Below are 16,905 nucleotides of genomic sequence, written 5' to 3'. Positions count from 1 at the left end.
ATCAAGCAAGTAAAAAGTTAATTATGTAAGGAGAATTTTTGAGTAAGGCAGTTATTTTTCCTGGTCAAGGGAGTCAGAGTGTTGGAATGGGCAAGGATTTGTTTGAAAATAGTGCAGAAGTTAGGGCATTGTTTGATCAAGCAAGTGAGATTTTAAAAGAAGATATGCAAAAGCTATGTTTTGAGGAAAATGCTAAATTAAATCTCACGCAATACACACAGCCTGCAATTTTGCTTGTGAGTTATAGCGTGTTTTTGCTAGCAAAAGAAAAATTACAAAAAGATGGAATCGCATTTGGGCTTGGGCATTCTTTGGGAGAATTTAGTGCATTATGTGCTAGTGGCGCGCTTAAATTTGATGATGCAATTTCTCTTGTGCATAAGCGTGGAATCTTAATGGAAGAAGCGTGTAAATCAAAGGCTGCAGGAATGATGGTTGTGCTTGGCTTGGATGATGTAATGCTTGAAGAATTTTGTGAGAAAAAACGCAATCTTGGATTAAAAGTTTGGTGTGCAAATTATAATGGTGATGGACAAATGGTATTAGGTGGCAGCAAAGAAGATTTGCAAAGTTTAGAAGTTGAGCTAAAAGGGCTTGGCGCAAAAAGAGCATTAATGCTCCCTATGTCCGTGGCAAGCCACTGCCCTGTGCTTGAAAGTATGTGTGAAGATTTTAAATCTCTTTTAGAAGAAACACTTTGTGATACTTTTACTTTTCCTATTGTCTCTAATGTTAGTGCAAAGCCATATCATACAAAAGAACAAGCACTTGAATTGCTTGCAAATCAGCTCGTAAAACCTGTGCTGTATAAGCAATCCATTCGTGAAAATGATAGTGAAATTTTAGGTTTTATAGAGTGTGGTGGAAGCGTATTGAAGGGCTTAAATAAACGCTTGAGTCAAAAAGACACGCTGTCTTTACAGACTTATGCTGAAATTCAAGAATTTTTACAAAGGGATTAAAATGATCATTGGAATCATAGGGGCAATGCGTGAAGAAATCACACCACTTTTAGAGCATTATAAAGAATATGAAACAATTGCATTTGGTGGTAATACTTTTTATAGGGTAATACTAGGAGATAAAACGCTAATTATTTCTTGTAGTCGTATTGGCAAGGTGCATTCTGCTTTGACTGCTAGCACAATGATTTTGCATTTTGGTTGCGAAAAAATTATTTTTAATGGCGTAGCAGGTGGGATTAATCCTAGTTATAAAATTGGTGATTTGGTACTTGCTAGCAAACTCTGCCAACACGATGTAGATATTACAATTTTTGGACATCCTTTTGGATATTTTTCTGAAGGCAAGATTTTCACAGAATCAGATTTCGCATTAAATGAAATCGCAAAAATCGCAGCACAAGAAAGTAATATTAAACTCCACGAAGGAGTTATTGCAACAGGTGATCAATTTATTAGCTCAAAAGAGCGTAAAGAGTGGATCAAAAAGGAGTTTAATGCAGATGCAATTGAAATGGAGGGAGCAAGTGTTGCGGTGGTATGTGATAATCTAAACACCCCTATTTGTGTAATCCGTGCGATTTCTGATAATGCAGGTGATGAAGCATTGGTAAGTTATGAAGAATTTTTAGAATCTAGTGCTAGAATTAGTGCTTCACTTGTGATTAAGATGATAGAAAAACTATAAAGGAGTTGTTATGCGTTTAATTTTGGTGCGTCACGCAAAAGCGGAGGATAGGGAAAAGTGGATTGATAAGGATGATTTAAAACGACCTTTGACAAAAAAAGGCGTTAAACAAGCAAAGAGAATTGCAAAGTATATTAGCAAAAAATATCCAAATGTAGATGCGGTGATCTCATCTTTAGCATTGCGTGCGTGCGATACTGCAAAATACATTACCAAAAAGCAAGCACATTGCACTTTTCTTTTGACGCCAAATATTAATCCAGAAGAGGGAATCGAGGGATTTTTGCGCAATAAAGATAAACTAGAAGAGGATTGGCAAACGCTTGTTGTTGTAGGACACGAGCCTAGCATTAGTGAATATGTGCGTTTTATTTGTGCAAAAGGGACATTAAATTTGCGTGTAAGCAAGGGTTGCGTGGTGGAGCTTGAGCGCGAAAATGAAGATAATTGGATTTTAGTAGGGTTGAATAATTTTTAAGGATTCTAAATGTTTTTAGGATATTTGCCAGATGCTGCAAATAAATTTAAAAAAAATGAAGTTTTAGGTAGAGTTTTTGGTTATCTTTTTGATGCACTTGATGCAGATAGTGAAGTGCATAAGCGCATTTGCGCTTTAAATGCAAAAGAGCAGTTTGAAGTGTATTTTGATGGTGGAGCAAAGGCAATTGAGCAGGCTTATTACACAAAAACACCAAAAGATGCTTTTTATGAAAGTCACAGTCAAATGGTGGATTTTCAAATGGTTGTAGAGGGTAGAGAGATTTTTTTTGTCGCTCCACATTCATTATGTGAGGTGAAAACACCTTTGGATTCCACAAAAGATTTAATTGAGTATTATCCTAGTGCATTTATTTCTAGCGTGCAGTTGTTTGTAGGTAATCTTGCGGTTTTTGAGCCATTAGATACACACGCAGGTGGAATCGCAACAGACGCTAATGCAACACTTGTGAAAAAAGTGGTGGTTAAAGTCCCAAAAGAATATGTAAAATTAAATTTCTAAACCAAGTGTTATAAAGCCTTTTGTAGCTTTTCATCTTGCGCTTTTGATGCTTCTTTTACGCCTTTTTCCCAAAGGCTGTGGCGGTGTAAGACATATTTTGCGCTGATTTTTCCACTAAACATTCCACTAAGCAATGGGCGATTTTCTTTAAAGATAAATGCAGCTAAATGTCCAATAATTGCAAAAATCATTAAAAACATTCCTAAATTATGGAGTTGTGTAGCCCAAAACATCACGCTCTCGCTTAGATTTAGACCACTTAAATTTTTATAGGTTTTAATAAGTCCCGTTACAATCAGTAAAAGAATAACAAATGCGATTCCAATATATGCCAGGCGTTGTTCTGGTAAATACTTCTCACTTGGTGGTTCTTTCGTCTTTAAAAGCATTGCTTTAATCACTGCAACGCTTTTAGAGAAGTCTCCTTTTTTAGGGAGAATATCAAATTCTTTGCGTCCGCTATGAAAAACAATATGAAAAAATACAAAAAAACAAAGAATTACCGCAAAAACATAATGGAGCATCAAAGAAATGTGATAATCGCCACTCCAACCCATAAGCGGAAGTTCATTTAGCATATAGCGTTTTGCTACTGGCATTTGCAAGATTCCACTAAAAATCAATCCAAAAATACTTAGGGCAACACCCCAATGTACGATTCTATTTTGTAGGCTTTGTCGTTGAATTTTGGCAATGTTATTTTGCATTGTTATCTCCTTTGTTTGATTTTGCAATAGCAATCCCTCCGGCAATTGCTCCAATAACAGGAGCTAGAAGAACGCTTTTAATAAGTGTTGAATCACTGCTTACAAAATTTTTCACCTTTAAATTTAAATGTGGAATCCCTACTTTTTGTGGTTTTTCTTTTGTGAAATTATGTTTTTGATTTAAGGCACTATCTAACATTTCAAAAGGTATTGGAGAAACATAAAGTGTTGAAGTCCCTCCATTTTGAGTATCTCCATAAATATAAGTGCCTTGTATTTGTGCCTTTTGTTTATAGGATTCTGCAAGTTCTTCAGCCTTTTTAAAAATTTCATCTCTTTTGCCAAAGATAATTGCTCCTTTAGGGCAGGAGCTTTCACACGCAGGAGCTTGATGTTTTGCGAGTAAATCTGCACAAGAATCGCATTTATACATTGCTCCACCACCAGCTAGTTCTGGAGCGATTTTTAAGTAGATTCCAACTCCAGCTTGCCTTTGTGGTATTCCCCAAGGACAAACATCGCGGCATTTTGCCCCTCCAAAGCAAAATTGATCATCAATGCTTACTGCGCCATTTTCGTCTTTACTAATCACTCCAAAAGGACAGATTTTTTGACAAGTTGGATCATCACAATGCATACAACGCCTAGGGATAAAGACTTCTTGTGTGCCTTTTGGTGTGTTAAGGGTAAGGCTTTCTATATAAGTCCAGTTATAAGGCGTTAAGCGTGAGATATTGTTGCGTTCTTTGGAGTAATCTTCATAAATTTTTCTAGGAAAATAATAAGGGATTTGTGCAATAGGGTTTGGGAAGTTTGGTAAATTTTTGTTTTGACAGGCTTGCACGCATTTTGGAATGCCTAAATCTTTACAGCCATCACAACGCCCTATATCAATGATTGATGCAGTTTTATAAGGTGTTTTTAATGGGGCTTTTTGTGGAGCTTCTTTTGCGTTAAGACTCATTGCGCCAGCACTTGCGATTCCTATAATTTTGAAAAAATTACGGCGATTAACGTGTTGCATTGTTTTGCCTTTTGGTTAAATTTATGCAATTATATGTGGAGTTTAGATAGAATAGAGTAACAAAGTTACTTTATTAAGGTTGGTTTTGAACGCTACAATTAAAGAATTAATGGAATCTTGGGGAGTTTCATCAAGTGATTGTGCAGTATATGCGCAAAATATTTATACAAAAAGCTTTCCTAAAAATTATAAAATCTTTAGTGAAGATGATGAATGTCGTGGGCTTGTGTATATCTTAGATGGTGCATTGCGTGCGTATATTGTTTCGCCTAATGGTAAAGAGATTAATCTTTTTGTTCTGCAAAAAGATGAGTATTGTATTCTCTCAGCTTCGTGTATGTTAAAAAACATTTGTTTTGATGTGAATTTAGAGTTCGTAGAAACTTCTAGCGTGATGATTCTTCCTAGCAAAACTTTTAATGCTCTTTGTGAAAAATACCCAGTGGCTAGAAAATTTCAAGTAGATTTAGTGAGTGAGCGTCTTTCTCGCGTTGTGTTTTCTCTAAGCTCTTTGGCTTTTGATCCTTTGGGGGATAGGATTTTAGAGTTTTTAAAAATGCGCTTACAAGAAAAAGATCATCAACACCAAGATGTCAAAATTCTTTATGTTACGCACGAAGAGATAGCAAATGCTTTAGGGAGTGCTAGGGAGGCAGTATCAAGAATGTTAAAAGAGCTTGAAAGACAAGGCAAAGTCAAAACGAAGCGTGGGATCATAGAACTTTTATAAATTGTTGATAATTTTTATTGAAAAATAAAAATAATTTTTGTAGTATAAGCGGCTTTTTTATGAGATAAAATTTTATAAGTTTTAAGGAATATAGATGTTTGAAAAGTTGCTAAAAGATAATCATTTAAAAATCACGCCACAACGCCTTGCGATTTTAAAGCAAATTGAAAAGTTTGGACATATCGGTATTGATGAGATTTATGAAAATATCAAAGAAAGCAATCCTTCAATGTCCTTAGCAACAGTGTATAAAAACCTTACCTTTATGCAAGAGGCTAAAATTATTGATGAGGTTAAATTGCCAAATCAAAAGCAACGCTATGAACTTGTGAAAAATCCTCATATTCACCTTGTGTGCGAAAAATGTGGGAGCATTGTTGATGTGGAGTTAGATTATTGTATTGATACATTAAAAAAGGCTTGCACTGATGTTTCTTGTTTTCAGGTTAAAGAAACTTCTATTGCGATGCTTGGGATTTGTGTGCATTGTCAAGAATAATTTAAGAGTTTATATTTTAACTCTGCAAGATTCCAATCTTCAAGTGTGTCAATATCCTGCACTTGAGATTGCGGCAAAATAAAGCTAAAAGAGCCTTCAAAAATATTCTCTCTTTCCCTCCAAGTTTTCACTCTAGCAAAATAAAATTGCCCCGCATCATGATAGATTTTTTCTAAATCTTGGGAGCGTTTGTCAAAATGCTCCTTAAAAAGCATTGTATTTTTGTTATTTATAATGGTAAAGGCACGAAATGGAGAATAATCATACTCCACAGCACTAAAGCAATAGCAATCTTGTGTGTTGTTTTGTGCTTGTAAAAAAGCATTTTTAAGCGTGTTGGAATCCAAAAGTGGCGCAGTAGCGTATAAGCAACACACAAAGGATTCTGCGCTTAAATCTAAAACTTCTAGGGCGTGTAAAATCACTTCTCTAGTGCCTGTGTAATCATCGCTTAAATAATCTGGGCGTTTTAGGGCGATCGCATCTAGTGTTGTCGCATATTCTAAAATCTCTACATCATCACTTGAAACAATAACTTTAGAAAAGATTCCACATTGCAAAGCATTTTGAATACTATAAGCAATGATAGGTTTACCGCAAAAGTCTTTTAAGTTTTTGCGTAAAATCCGCTTGCTCCCACCACGTGCTGGAATCACACAGATACAAGACATTTTAAGCCTTTTTGTTGATGCAATCTCTTAAGAGATGAATCACTTTTTGTTGCTCTTGTTCGCTTAAAGTTGGGAAAAGTGGCAAGGTAATTGTGTGTTTATAATAGGATTCCGCATTTTTAAAATCCCCCTTTTTAAATCCAAAACGCGCATAAAAAGGCTGTAAATGGATAGGGATATAGTGGATTTGCGCGCCAATACCTTCGTTAATAAGCTTTTCAAAAAGGGCTTTTTGTTTGATTCCGCTCTTTTTATTTAGCACAATAACATAAAGATGAAATGCACTGTAATTATACGACTCTATAAAAGGCAAAGTGAGTTCTAAATCGCTTAAATGTGAATGATAGATTTTTGCTAAAGTATTGCGTTTTTCTACATAGTTTTCAAGGCGTTTAAGTTGTGAGAGTCCAAGTGCTGCGTGAAGTTCACTTAAGCGATAGTTAAAGCCTAGAATTTGTTGCTCATAATACCAATCACCTTGCTTTTTGCGTTCAAAGTCATTTGGATCTTTTGTGATTCCGTGGCTTTTTAGCATTTGCATTTTTTTGGCATATTTTGGAGAGTTTGTTGTAGCGATTCCACCTTCTGCTGAAGTAATAATTTTTACAGGGTGCAAACTAAAAATTGTAATATCGCTAAACACGCAAGAGCCAATAGGATACTTACGATAGCTCCCACCAAGTGCGTGGGAAGCGTCTTCAATGATTTTAAAGCCATATTTTTGTGAAAGTTGCCAAATGCTCTCCATATCGCAACTTTGCCCTGCAAAATGCACAACAACAAGCACTTTTGGAAGTTTGTGTTTTTTAGTGTGTTTAAGTTTTAGACTTAGGGCTTTTACATCAAGATTGTAAGTTTTTGGGTTAATGTCTACAAAATCTACTTTTGCTTCACAATAGATTCCACAATTTGCACTTGCAACAAAACTATTTGTGCTAGTCCATAACCAATCCCCTTTTCTTAATCCAAGCGCAAGGGCAGCACAATGTAAGGCAGAAGTTGCACTATTAAAACCTACTCCAAACTTTGCTTGGACTTTTTTTGCAACTTCTTTTTCAAATTCTTGTGCCTTTGGTCCTTGTGTGATAAAAGGTGATTTTAACACCTCCACAACAGCGTTTATATCAGAATCTAAAATTTCTTGTTTGCCATAAGGGATCATAGTAACTCCAAAAGTTCTTGTTGGCTTAACCATTGTGAGTTTGAGCCAGAATCATAAGAAAAACCGCGTGGGACAAGTTTACCTATCTCACCAAGTGCATTTTTGCTAAAGTCTGTTAGAAAGTTAAATTGAATTGTTGGGGCAATCACATAATGATCATCAAAAGCATAAGTAATATGGCTATCATCACTTGGACACATTGTTTCGTGGATTTTTTCGCCCGGTCGGATTCCAATGATTTTATGAGGTAAATGTGGTGCTAGGGCTTTTGCAACTTCTGTAATTTTCATAGATGGAATCTTAGGCACAAAAGTTTCTCCGCCTTGCATTCTTTCAAAGTTTTTTAACACGAAATCTACACCTTGTTGAAGTGTAATCATAAAGCGCGTCATTTCAGGATCTGTAATGGGAAGCTCTTTTGCGCCTTCTTTGATACATTTTTGAAAAAATGGAATCACAGAGCCACGCGAGCAAATCACATTTCCATAACGCACGACAGAAAAGCGTGTTTTGCGAGTTCCAGCAATGTTGTTTGCGGCTACAAAGAGTTTATCGCTTGCTAGTTTTGTTGCGCCATAGAGATTAATGGGGTTTGCAGCCTTATCCGTAGAGAGAGCAATCACCTTATCTACTTCATTTGCAAGGGCGGCGTTAATGACATTTTGTGCGCCATTGATATTTGTTTTGATGCATTCCATAGGATTGTATTCAGCAGCAGGGACTTGTTTAAGGGCTGCAGCGTGGATAATATAATGAATTCCTATTGTGGCTTCTTTTAGGCGTGCTTCATCACGCACATCTCCTAAAAAATAGCGCATACAAGGGGCATTGTAGATTTGTGCCATTTCATATTGCTTTAGCTCATCACGAGAGAAAATTACAATTTTTTTAGGTTTGTAGCGTTCTAGCAAAGTTTTTGCATAACGCTTTCCAAAACTTCCCGTCCCCCCTGTGATTAAAATATTTTTGCCATTAAACATTAAAATCCTTTTTGCAAAAAATAGGTTCTATTATAGCAAGTAATATCTTTATTAATTTAAGGTTTTGTAAAATAAAATTTTATGGAGACTTTTTAAGGAGTGTGATTTTTGAAGACATTGTTTATTTTGCTTTTGTGTTGCTTTTATTTTGCGTGCGCAGAGAGTCTTTTAGATTCCACACCACAAGATTTAAAAACACTTTTGCAAAATGTGCGTGAAAATCCACTTCTTCAAGCTAGAAAAACGGAATCTAAAGCACTAGAAGCTGAGAAAAAAGCAATTTTTGCGGAGTATTTACCAAGAGTTACTCTAGGTTATGCTTATCAAAACACGCTAAATCCTGATATTTTTTATCCTGAGCGTGTTGATGGAGCGTTTTTAGAAGCGCAATGGCTACTTTTTGATGGATTAAAGCGTGAAGGAAAATTAGAGATTGCAGAGTATAAGATTAAAGCAAAAGATGCTCAAAGTAATAGCACAAAAGATCAATTAGAATTAAAAATTATTCAAGAATATTTTAGTGCTTTAAGCGCGCAAAGCAAACTAAATGCACTAAAGAACCAGCAAAAAGAACTTGAAGAAAGTCTTGTAAGATATGAGAAATTTTATGCTGTTGGGCTTGCTGCTTTAGATACGCTAGAAGCAATTAAAGCACAAAATTATCAAAATTCTTATGCAATAGAGTCTGTAAAGCTAGCTTATAGAGCGCATTTAGAACAACTTTCACTTCTAAGTGGGATACAAGTAACAGCACTTAATATGCGCGCAAAACTTCAAGAAGTTTCTTTGCAAGCACCTAAGCAGACAAGAGAAGATTTGCAAGCAAATTTCTATGCCACAAAAGCAATAGAGAATGTAAAATCACAATATACTTATTTGCCAACAATTGCTTTAAGCAACCGCTACACGCGCTATAATTACCACAATCGCAATATTCCATTACTCCCTTTTAACATCCCCTTAGAAGATCCAAGCTATCAAAATGTCTTTGGAATCTCTATAAGTTTCACACTTTTTGATAGTTTTGCAACTTTAAGAGCAAGAGAGAGTGCGCGCTTAAATGCACTTGCTTCACACTTTGAATATGCGTATTTAAAAGACACGCAAGAAAAAGAATTAATTATTGCAAAAGAAGCATTAAAGAGTGCGAAAGAGAAAATTGCTTGGGCAAAATCTAGTGTGAAGTCTGCTTCTGTGGCATATTCTTATGCAAAAGAAAAATTTAATGCACAACTTATTGATTATACGCAGTATTTAAATGCGTTAAGCACGCTTTTAAACGCACAAAGTTTTTATGATGAAGCGCGCTTTGATTATGAGATAAAAAAGGCAGAATTTCTTTATAAAAACGGAAATGCGCTAGCGGAATTTGTGGATTAAGATTATTTAGTGATAAACACACGCTTTAAATAAATTTTACTTAATTTTTGCATATTTTTACCGATATTATGCAATGTAGTCTTTGCTTTTTTGGTGTTAAATTCTTTGAGTTTTGATTTAAAATCCTTTGCGGATTTGTCTTGCTGTGGTATAATTTCATTAGCAGTCGATGAAATGTTCTTTTGAACCAGTCGCTCGTCAAGACTTTGGGCTTGAGTGTAGGAAGTGGGCGTCCCTACCATTGACTGCTTATATACTACTTCTTTTTTATCTAATTGTCCCATTTTTTTAACATTTTTTTCGTTAGCGTGAAAAATTTTGCTGATATTTTCATCTTTTCGAATCCCTACTTCACCCATTTTCTTTTCGTTTAGTTTTTTCCCTGCAATGTAGTCTTTTTCACTTTTTGGAGTTGGATTGTTGATAATAATTTCAGGATCATTGACAACTTTTTTGATTAAGCTGGCAACCTGTTTTTTGTTTTGAAACATTTCAGGGTGTCTGTCTAGTAAAGTTTGTAAATCAGCGATTGCTTCTTTATCCCCTAAAAGATCTACTAATTTTTCACAAAGTTCAAAAATTTCTAATTCTTTATCGCTCATTAGAATCCTTTGGATCTTTTGGTGTGCGATTATCAACAAGATAATCTAAAGAAAAAATATTTTTAGCTTCTTTTGAGTAAGGTTTATCTGTTATAATTACACTAATTTTGTAATCGCTTTGAGGCAAATTTGGTTGCACAAGTGCCATTAAATCTATGATGTATTTATTAGGATTTAGAAGTTCCTTTTTTAGAAGTCTTTCCATTTCGTTAAAGGCATTTAAAAAGGCGATTTTCCATTGTAGTGCAGTTTTTCCTGTAAAGCCCATTGCTAAAAGTGAGAAGCCATCACGAGTAAGATTATAACAACGATCTTTTCTTATTTTTCCTTGAACTTTACTAAAACCCCTAATTTCAACATTTCTGTAGGTTTGCGTAAAATTGCGTTTGGCTTGCAAATCCCCTATTTCTTGTAAATCATTTAAAATGTTTTCAATAGCTCTTAAAACATCATTGTGCCTTTTTCCAAAAACCTTAGCCACATCTAAACTAGTGCAAAAGATTTGATTATCTTTGTTTTCAAAAACAACTTCTTGTTTATTAATAACCATATTCATCGTTTCAACTCCTTACTTATAGATTTAAAAGTATGTGTTTTCTTGGTGTTAAATTCTTTAAATTTTGATTTAAAGTCCTTTGTGGATTTGTCTTGCTGTGGTATAATCTCTTTAGCAGTCGATGAAATGTTCTTTTGAACCAGTCGCCCATCAAGACTTTGGGCTTGAGTGTAGGAAGTGGGCGTCCCTACCATTGGCTGCTTATATACTATTTCTTTTTTATCTAATTGTCCCATTTTTTTAACATTTTTTTGTCAGCGTGAAAAATCTCAATGTAAATCTAGCAACGATAAAATCAAGGAGGTCATTTAATGAAGGTTGATAGTCAATTTAATTTAACAGCAGCTAGCATAAACAATTTGAGCTTACAATCTAGTTTGCCTAATGGTTTTAAAATCACATCACAAGAATTAGAAGAAATAAAGAGACGAGAACAAGAGCGTTTAGAGCTTAGCAAAGCTGCAGCAATGAATACTAAGGTTGATAGAATTTTAGGAGGTGATTATGGACTAGATGCGAATAAGCTTAATTACTTTACTCCAAATTTCTACTCACATAATGCATCATATGATAAATATGGAAACATAATCTTTGATTCTGCTTATAATAGTTTTTCAAAAAGTGGAATTTCAGGATTTTATGGAGATGTTTTAAATGCTGCTGGAAGATCTAGTTACCTTGATACACCTGTTGGGAAAATGGAAGTCTTTTTAGACTTGGATAATATGAATGGCAAATATGATGCTGGAAAAATTAGCAGTATGGGCAAGCTTATTAATTTAGATATCAACCAAGATGGTTTTTTAGATGCCGATGATGAGTATTTTGATAAATTAAAGCTTAAGGGTTATAACTCTGAAGGTGAAGAAGTGGTGCTAAAACTTAGTGATGTGTATAATGCTCTAGATTTAACAAAATTTGTTAATACGCAAAAGGACATAGACGCCGAGATTTCAAAATATGGACATAGCAAGTTAAAAAATGGAATCAGTTTGTTTCGCCCAGAAGAAAGCTATAAAAGAATAGACGAAAAGAGTATTAAGAATTTAAGGTTATTCTTTAAAAACAATGGCACAGAAGATGGCTGGATAGATTTAAGGGAGAGTTATAAAGATGGGTTTGGATTAGAACGCTTTGTGTATGCAGATATAATGGAATCCCTAAAGTTTGCCTATAAGAAAACAGGGGTAAATAAAAGGACGCATTTAGAGGAATTGCGCTTTAGTATTTATGATGGACGCAATGAAGCTAACAAGACAACGGCTTCTAGTCATCTTGGTGATATACGGAATCGTTTCAATGCAATGTATAACGACTATTACAGACAAGATAATAAGCAATCTATAGATTTAAATGGCAGAGTTAATTTTAGAGAACCTGTTAATAAACTTGCTATTCAAAGAGAGTTTCAAGTGATTACGGGAATGAAGTTTAGCGAAGCGAAGTTTAAAGAATTTTATCAAGGCTTAAATGACCCAAAAACAGCAGAGCAATATGCGCATTCTCTAAAAGATATGGATTCTGTTGTGGCGATGAAGCTTCACGATGATGGAAAATTGTCTTTTGTTTTTGATTCTGGGAGAAGTGTGAGTGTTGATATAAGAGATGTTTTTGTAACTGATGGTGAGTTTAATCTCACAGAAAAACAGCAGAGAGCTAGCACAATGAGTAATGCAGTAAGCCTAAATGAAGAAGAGCTAAACAAACTTGACTTTACACAAGTTGGAGTGCAAACGGATAATGGAATCATATCTTTAGCAGATTTAGGCATACAATTTATTCAAAAAGATATGCTCACAAATGGGCAAATAGGCTTCACGCTTGTAAAAGGGGATGGTTCTACTCTTGCTGCTTTGGATTTATACAAAATTAGAAGTGTAGAGAGTATGCTTTTATTTAGCGAGTTAAGCGAAAAAGACAAATTGCGTCCTAAATTTGAAAAAGAAGCATAGGGAAGTTTTAAGAGAAAAGGACTACAATAACAAAGAACAAGGGGAATTTAGCATTGTAAGGAAGGCTTTTGAAAACTTGGATTTGTGGGATTATTATTGTAGCAACACTTGGGCTTAAGGCAGAATCGCAAATACAAATTGACACACAAGTTTCACAGACGCAAAAGGAAGTGTATGCCACCTTTGAAATTCAAGCGGTGCAAAGCGCACTTTTAGCTCTTAGTGCAAATGGAGTTGTAGATAAGATTTATGTAGAAGTTGGTAGTGTGGTTAAAAAGGGTGATAAACTACTAGAGTTAAGAGCAAAAGATTTAAGAGAAAATACACAAATTGCAAAAGCAAGCTTAGAGGCATTAAGAGCGAAACATAGCTTTCTTGCAAATCAATTTAAACGCTATGAAAAATCTAAGGACGCATTAGATTTAAATACATTTGAAAAAATTAAAGCAGAATATAAGGCGAGTGTTTTTGAACTGCAACGCGCAGAAGCAAATTATGCACTACAAAAAGAACTGCTAGAAAATACGATTCTTTATGCTCCATTTAGCGGAGTGATTACTCAAAAACTTGTAGAAGTTGGCGATGGTGTAGGGGCGATTTCAAGCAAGGCATTTGCATTAGAATCTCTAGAAAAAAAGGCAATTATTCGCTTTGATTCGCGTTATTTTGAGCAAGTTCAAGTAGGCGATAGTTTTGCTTATAGTATTGATGGCGTGTTGCAAAACTCTAAACTTACGCTTCATAAAATTTATCCAAGTATTGATAAAAACACAAAAAAAGCTGTTGCAGAAAGTTTAATAAAGGAATCTAAAATCCCATCTGGAATCTTTGGTGATGGAAAGATTTATCTTTCTCCTAAAAAATCTAGCAAAAAACAAAAAAGAGTGCTGTAATGTCAAAATTTGCTATTACGCACCCTATTAGTGCTTTGATGTTTGTGCTAGCTCTAGTATTTTTTGGAAGTGATGGATTAAGGCGTCTTAGTGTATCGCTTTATCCTAATGTTGATGTGCCTGTGATTACAATTACAACAATTTATCCCGGAGCAAATCCAGAAATTGTAGAAGGAAAGGTAACAGATAGGATTGAAGAGGCGGTAAGTGGAATTGAATCGCTTAAAAAAATCACTTCTACAAGTGCTGATAGTGTGAGTATTGTTGTTGTGGAGTTTGAGCTAGAAAAAGATATTAATATTGCTGCAAATGATGTGCGTGATAAGATTTCTACAATTCGTTTTGGAAGTGAAGTGAAATCTCCTATTGTTGAAAAGTTTGATGTAGGTGGTGCGCCCATTGTTTCACTCTTTATCACACCAAAAACTGCGATAAAAACAACACAAGAATTACTAGATTTAAACTTACATGCCGATTTAAATATTAAACCCTTAATTCAACGGATTAAAGGCGTTGGAAAAGTTAATTTAGTGGGATATTTGGAGAGAGAAATTAAAATTAGTCCAAATCCAACTGCACTAAATAAATATAATCTTAGCTTTAGTGATATTGCTCGCGCAATCAATGCGCAAAATATTGAGATTGATGGAGGGAGATTAATCTCTGGAAAGCAAGAGTGGAAAATTTTAACAAAAGCTGATGCGACAAGCGTGCAAGACCTAGGAAATCTTCTTATTGCGCAAGGGATTAAACTTAGTGATATTGCGTTGATTTTGGATTCCACAAAAGAGAAAAGAAGTTTTTCAAATCTTGCAACACCACAAGGGAGCAATAGTGGAATTTTATTAGAAGTGCAAAAAATCACAGGAGCAAATGAAATTGAGATTGCAAACTCTATTAAAGAGATTTTGCCAGAACTTCAAGCAATGAGTGAAAAATATGATTTGCATCTTGTGCGCGATACAACAAACTATATTAAAGACTCTATTGCTGCTGTGGAGTTTGACTTGATTTTAGGGGCATTTTTAGCGGTGTTTGTGGTGCTTTTGTTTTTGCGGAATTGGCGCATTACTTTTATTGCAAGTCTTAGTATCCCCACTTCCATAATGGGCGTTTTTGCTCTGATGTATGCTTTTGATATGACGCTAAATCTTGCTACAATGATTGCTATAACGCTTGCTATTGGAATTATTATTGATGATGCAATTGTAGTGATTGAGAATATTTATAAAAAGATTGAAAATGGAGAAGAACGCAAAAAAGCAGCTTATGAAGGAGTAAAAGAGATTGGTTTTGCGCTTGTGGCGATTTCTTGTATGTTGCTTGCTGTATTTATCCCTATTGCAAATATGAGTGGAGTAACAGGAAGATTTTTTACTTCTTTTGGGATTACTTTAGCTGGGGCGATTGTGATTTCTTATTTGGTGGTAATTACTTTTATTCCTATGTTAAGTGCGCGCCTTGTAGATACGCAAGCATTAAATAATGGATTTTATCTTTGGAGTGAGAAATATTTTAAGAGTTTGGAACAATTTTATGCAAGAATATTGCAATGGGTATTAAATCATAAAGCCCTTGTAATAGGTGGAATCTTAAGTGTGTTTGTGGTGTCTTTGTTTTTGGTTACGCGATTGGGGATTGAGTTTTTGCCCTCAGAGGATAAGGCGGAGTTTGACATTAAACTCACAAGCAAACCTGGAATTACAATAGAAGAAATGCAACGACAAACTTTAGAGATTCAAGAACATTTACAATCTTTAAGTGAAGTAGAATATAGCATTTTAAATATCGGTTTTACTGCAGAGCAGAAGGTGTATGAAGCGAAGATTTATGTGCGTCTTAGTCCTTATGATAAGCGCGAACGCTCTCTTAAAGAAATCATAGAGTCATTGCGAGAATATTACAAACCTTTTGAAGAACGCTTTAAAATGGAGATTGCTATTATTGAGATTCCACAAATTAGCTTAGGCGAAGATGATTCTCCTTTGCAAATGGCGATTTTTTCACAAGATCCAAAAGTGCTTGCAAGAAGTGTGCAAAAGATTCAAGATCTAATGGAGCAAAGTGGAAAATATCGCGATATTCATACAGATATTAAAGCAAATACTCCACAAATTAGACTTAAGATTAATCGTGCTTTAGCGGCACATTATGGTTTTAGTGCAAAAGAAATTGCTTTGGCGTTAAATAGTGCTTTTAGTGGAGCGCAAGAGATTTCTTATTATCGCGAAAATGGCAAGGAGTATAATATTGTCTTACTTAGCACAAAAAAGGATTCTATTGCAGATATTAGCTATCTTAGTCTTAGAAATGCACAAGGGGAAAATGTATTTTTAGATGGGCTTGTAGAGATTGAAGAAGTAGGAGCGGTTACAAATGTGAAGCGATATGATAGGCAGCGCAGTGTGATGGTATATGCAAATTTAAGTGAAAATGTAAGTTTAGGAGAAGCAACTAACTATTTAGAGCAAAACAAAGCGCAATGGTTAGAAAATGGCGTGCATTATAAAATTGAAGGATATGCAAAATATATGCAAGAAACAAATGCTGCTTTTGTTGTGGCAATGGTTTCTGCATTATTTTTAATTTATTTTATTTTAGCGTCTTTGTATGAATCATTGTTGCAACCTGTGATTATTATGATAACTTTACCTTTAAGTTTTACAGGGGCGTTTTTAGCGTTGTTTTTAAGTGGAGCAAGTTTAAGTTTGTTTAGCATTATGGGATTAATGCTTTTAATGGGGCTTGTAGGCAAAAACGCAACGCTAATTATTGATGTGGCAAATGAGAAGTGCGAAGAAGGAGTGGATCTTAACAATGCGATTTTACAAGCGGGTGTGCTTAGATTGCGTCCTATTTTAATGACAACTATTGCAATGGTTTTTGGAATGCTGCCTTTAGCGCTTGCTGGAGGTGCTGGAAGTGGGATAAAATCGCCTATGGGGATTGCGATGATTGGAGGGCTTATTGTGTCTATGGTGTTAAGTTTGTTGATTGTGCCAGCGTTTTATAAGATGTTAGCACCGTTTGATATGCGTTTAAGAAAATGGTATGCGTAAAGTTGGAATCTAAATTTGAAACAAATAACATTAAAAACAA

General features: G+C 35.0%; 18 protein-coding genes. 10 read left to right on the top strand and 8 right to left on the bottom strand.

Annotation, left to right across the window (positions count from 1 at the left end; all coding sequences use genetic code 11):
* Positions 1-38: 38 nt before the first annotated feature.
* Genes fabD through Q0358_RS07400 form a run of 4 tightly spaced genes read left to right on the top strand, consistent with a single transcriptional unit; the run spans position 39 to position 2,650 of the window.
* Positions 39-962, top strand: a complete 924-nt coding sequence (gene fabD, locus Q0358_RS07415) for an ACP S-malonyltransferase (protein WP_299549576.1) — start codon at positions 39-41, stop codon at positions 960-962.
* A 1-nt stretch (position 963) separates the two neighbouring features.
* A complete protein-coding gene (locus tag Q0358_RS07410; RefSeq protein ID WP_299549573.1) occupies positions 964-1,650 on the top strand; it encodes a 5'-methylthioadenosine/adenosylhomocysteine nucleosidase in 687 nt (228 codons plus the stop codon).
* A 10-nt stretch (positions 1,651-1,660) separates the two neighbouring features.
* Positions 1,661-2,128, top strand: a complete 468-nt coding sequence (sixA, locus tag Q0358_RS07405; protein ID WP_299549570.1) for a phosphohistidine phosphatase SixA — start codon at positions 1,661-1,663, stop codon at positions 2,126-2,128.
* 9 nt (positions 2,129-2,137) lie between these two features.
* Positions 2,138-2,650, top strand: coding sequence for a YhcH/YjgK/YiaL family protein (locus Q0358_RS07400; protein ID WP_299549567.1), 513 nt, complete (start codon positions 2,138-2,140; stop codon positions 2,648-2,650).
* A gap of 8 nt (positions 2,651-2,658) precedes the next feature.
* On the opposite strand, the gene Q0358_RS07395 is transcribed toward Q0358_RS07400, so the two are convergent.
* Entirely contained in the window at positions 2,659-3,357 is a 699-nt protein-coding gene (locus Q0358_RS07395; protein ID WP_299549564.1) for a cytochrome b/b6 domain-containing protein, read from the bottom strand.
* On the bottom strand, positions 3,347-4,381 hold the full coding sequence (locus tag Q0358_RS07390; protein WP_299549561.1) for a 4Fe-4S dicluster domain-containing protein: 1,035 nt from the start codon (positions 4,379-4,381) through the stop codon (positions 3,347-3,349). Before Q0358_RS07390 ends, Q0358_RS07395 begins: the two co-directional genes overlap by 11 nt.
* An 85-nt stretch (positions 4,382-4,466) precedes the next feature.
* Between Q0358_RS07390 and Q0358_RS07385 the strand changes: the two genes are divergently transcribed.
* Positions 4,467-5,111, top strand: coding sequence for a Crp/Fnr family transcriptional regulator (locus Q0358_RS07385; protein ID WP_299549558.1), 645 nt, complete (start codon positions 4,467-4,469; stop codon positions 5,109-5,111).
* A gap of 94 nt (positions 5,112-5,205) precedes the next feature.
* Positions 5,206-5,610, top strand: coding sequence for a Fur family transcriptional regulator (locus Q0358_RS07380; RefSeq protein WP_299549555.1), 405 nt, complete (start codon positions 5,206-5,208; stop codon positions 5,608-5,610).
* Here the strand turns inward: Q0358_RS07380 and pseF are convergent.
* Genes pseF through pseB form a run of 3 tightly spaced genes read right to left on the bottom strand, consistent with a single transcriptional unit; the run spans position 5,601 to position 8,423 of the window.
* Entirely contained in the window at positions 5,601-6,281 is a 681-nt protein-coding gene (gene pseF / locus Q0358_RS07375; RefSeq protein WP_299549552.1) for a pseudaminic acid cytidylyltransferase, read from the bottom strand. The genes Q0358_RS07380 and pseF overlap by 10 nt on opposite strands.
* A 1-nt stretch (position 6,282) precedes the next feature.
* The gene (gene pseC, locus Q0358_RS07370) at positions 6,283-7,443 is read right to left on the bottom strand and encodes a UDP-4-amino-4,6-dideoxy-N-acetyl-beta-L-altrosamine transaminase (protein WP_299549549.1); all 1,161 of its coding nucleotides are present in this window, start codon (positions 7,441-7,443) and stop codon (positions 6,283-6,285) included.
* Positions 7,440-8,423, bottom strand: coding sequence for a UDP-N-acetylglucosamine 4,6-dehydratase (inverting) (gene pseB / locus Q0358_RS07365; RefSeq protein WP_299549546.1), 984 nt, complete (start codon positions 8,421-8,423; stop codon positions 7,440-7,442). Before pseB ends, pseC begins: the two co-directional genes overlap by 4 nt.
* 108 nt (positions 8,424-8,531) lie before the next feature.
* On the opposite strand from pseB, the gene Q0358_RS07360 reads away from it, so the two are divergent.
* Positions 8,532-9,803 carry a TolC family protein gene (locus Q0358_RS07360; protein WP_299549543.1) on the top strand — a complete coding sequence of 424 codons (1,272 nt, stop codon included), beginning with the start codon at positions 8,532-8,534 and terminating at the stop codon, positions 9,801-9,803.
* A gap of 2 nt (positions 9,804-9,805) precedes the next feature.
* On the opposite strand, the gene Q0358_RS07355 is transcribed toward Q0358_RS07360, so the two are convergent.
* From Q0358_RS07355 to Q0358_RS07345, 3 genes are read right to left on the bottom strand one after another with little or no spacing between them, the layout of a single operon-like run.
* A complete protein-coding gene (locus Q0358_RS07355) occupies positions 9,806-10,405 on the bottom strand; it encodes a hypothetical protein (protein WP_299549540.1) in 600 nt (199 codons plus the stop codon).
* Positions 10,395-10,961, bottom strand: a complete 567-nt coding sequence (locus Q0358_RS07350) for a Rha family transcriptional regulator (RefSeq protein ID WP_299549537.1) — start codon at positions 10,959-10,961, stop codon at positions 10,395-10,397. The genes Q0358_RS07355 and Q0358_RS07350 overlap by 11 nt, the downstream gene beginning before the upstream one ends.
* Positions 10,958-11,197 carry a hypothetical protein gene (locus Q0358_RS07345; RefSeq protein WP_299549534.1) on the bottom strand — a complete coding sequence of 80 codons (240 nt, stop codon included), beginning with the start codon at positions 11,195-11,197 and terminating at the stop codon, positions 10,958-10,960. The genes Q0358_RS07350 and Q0358_RS07345 overlap by 4 nt, the downstream gene beginning before the upstream one ends.
* 75 nt (positions 11,198-11,272) lie before the next feature.
* On the opposite strand from Q0358_RS07345, the gene Q0358_RS07340 reads away from it, so the two are divergent.
* From Q0358_RS07340 to Q0358_RS07330, 3 genes are all read left to right on the top strand, one after another.
* The gene (locus Q0358_RS07340; protein WP_299549531.1) at positions 11,273-12,913 is read left to right on the top strand and encodes a hypothetical protein; all 1,641 of its coding nucleotides are present in this window, start codon (positions 11,273-11,275) and stop codon (positions 12,911-12,913) included.
* 68 nt (positions 12,914-12,981) lie between these two features.
* A complete protein-coding gene (locus tag Q0358_RS07335) occupies positions 12,982-13,806 on the top strand; it encodes an efflux RND transporter periplasmic adaptor subunit (RefSeq protein ID WP_299549529.1) in 825 nt (274 codons plus the stop codon).
* A complete protein-coding gene (locus Q0358_RS07330; protein WP_299549526.1) occupies positions 13,806-16,865 on the top strand; it encodes an efflux RND transporter permease subunit in 3,060 nt (1,019 codons plus the stop codon). The genes Q0358_RS07335 and Q0358_RS07330 overlap by 1 nt, the downstream gene beginning before the upstream one ends.
* Positions 16,866-16,905: the final 40 nt, after the last annotated feature.

Origin of the sequence: uncultured Helicobacter sp. (assembly GCF_937893305.1) — a bacterium.
Taxonomy (GTDB): Bacteria; Campylobacterota; Campylobacteria; order Campylobacterales; family Helicobacteraceae; genus Helicobacter_D.
Note: the sequence above shows the minus strand (reverse complement) of the source record. Positions and strands in the feature narration are given on the sequence as shown.

Bases quoted from the DNA above. Each gene is read 5' to 3' on its own strand.
- Q0358_RS07395 (WP_299549564.1), bottom strand. From the start codon at position 3,357: ATGCAAAATAACATTGCCAAAATTCAACGACAAAGCCTACAAAATAGA.
- Q0358_RS07345 (WP_299549534.1), bottom strand. From the start codon at position 11,197: ATGGGACAATTAGATAAAAAAGAAATAGTATATAAGCAGCCAATGGTA.
- pseB (WP_299549546.1), bottom strand. From the start codon at position 8,423: ATGTTTAATGGCAAAAATATTTTAATCACAGGGGGGACGGGAAGTTTT.
- Q0358_RS07410 (WP_299549573.1), top strand. From the start codon at position 964: ATGATCATTGGAATCATAGGGGCAATGCGTGAAGAAATCACACCACTT.
- Q0358_RS07380 (WP_299549555.1), top strand. From the start codon at position 5,206: ATGTTTGAAAAGTTGCTAAAAGATAATCATTTAAAAATCACGCCACAA.
- pseF (WP_299549552.1), bottom strand. From the start codon at position 6,281: ATGTCTTGTATCTGTGTGATTCCAGCACGTGGTGGGAGCAAGCGGATT.
- Q0358_RS07400 (WP_299549567.1), top strand. From the start codon at position 2,138: ATGTTTTTAGGATATTTGCCAGATGCTGCAAATAAATTTAAAAAAAAT.
- Q0358_RS07355 (WP_299549540.1), bottom strand. From the start codon at position 10,405: ATGAGCGATAAAGAATTAGAAATTTTTGAACTTTGTGAAAAATTAGTA.
- pseC (WP_299549549.1), bottom strand. From the start codon at position 7,443: ATGATCCCTTATGGCAAACAAGAAATTTTAGATTCTGATATAAACGCT.
- Q0358_RS07330 (WP_299549526.1), top strand. From the start codon at position 13,806: ATGTCAAAATTTGCTATTACGCACCCTATTAGTGCTTTGATGTTTGTG.
- Q0358_RS07390 (WP_299549561.1), bottom strand. From the start codon at position 4,381: ATGCAACACGTTAATCGCCGTAATTTTTTCAAAATTATAGGAATCGCA.
- sixA (WP_299549570.1), top strand. From the start codon at position 1,661: ATGCGTTTAATTTTGGTGCGTCACGCAAAAGCGGAGGATAGGGAAAAG.
- Q0358_RS07340 (WP_299549531.1), top strand. From the start codon at position 11,273: ATGAAGGTTGATAGTCAATTTAATTTAACAGCAGCTAGCATAAACAAT.
- Q0358_RS07350 (WP_299549537.1), bottom strand. From the start codon at position 10,961: ATGAATATGGTTATTAATAAACAAGAAGTTGTTTTTGAAAACAAAGAT.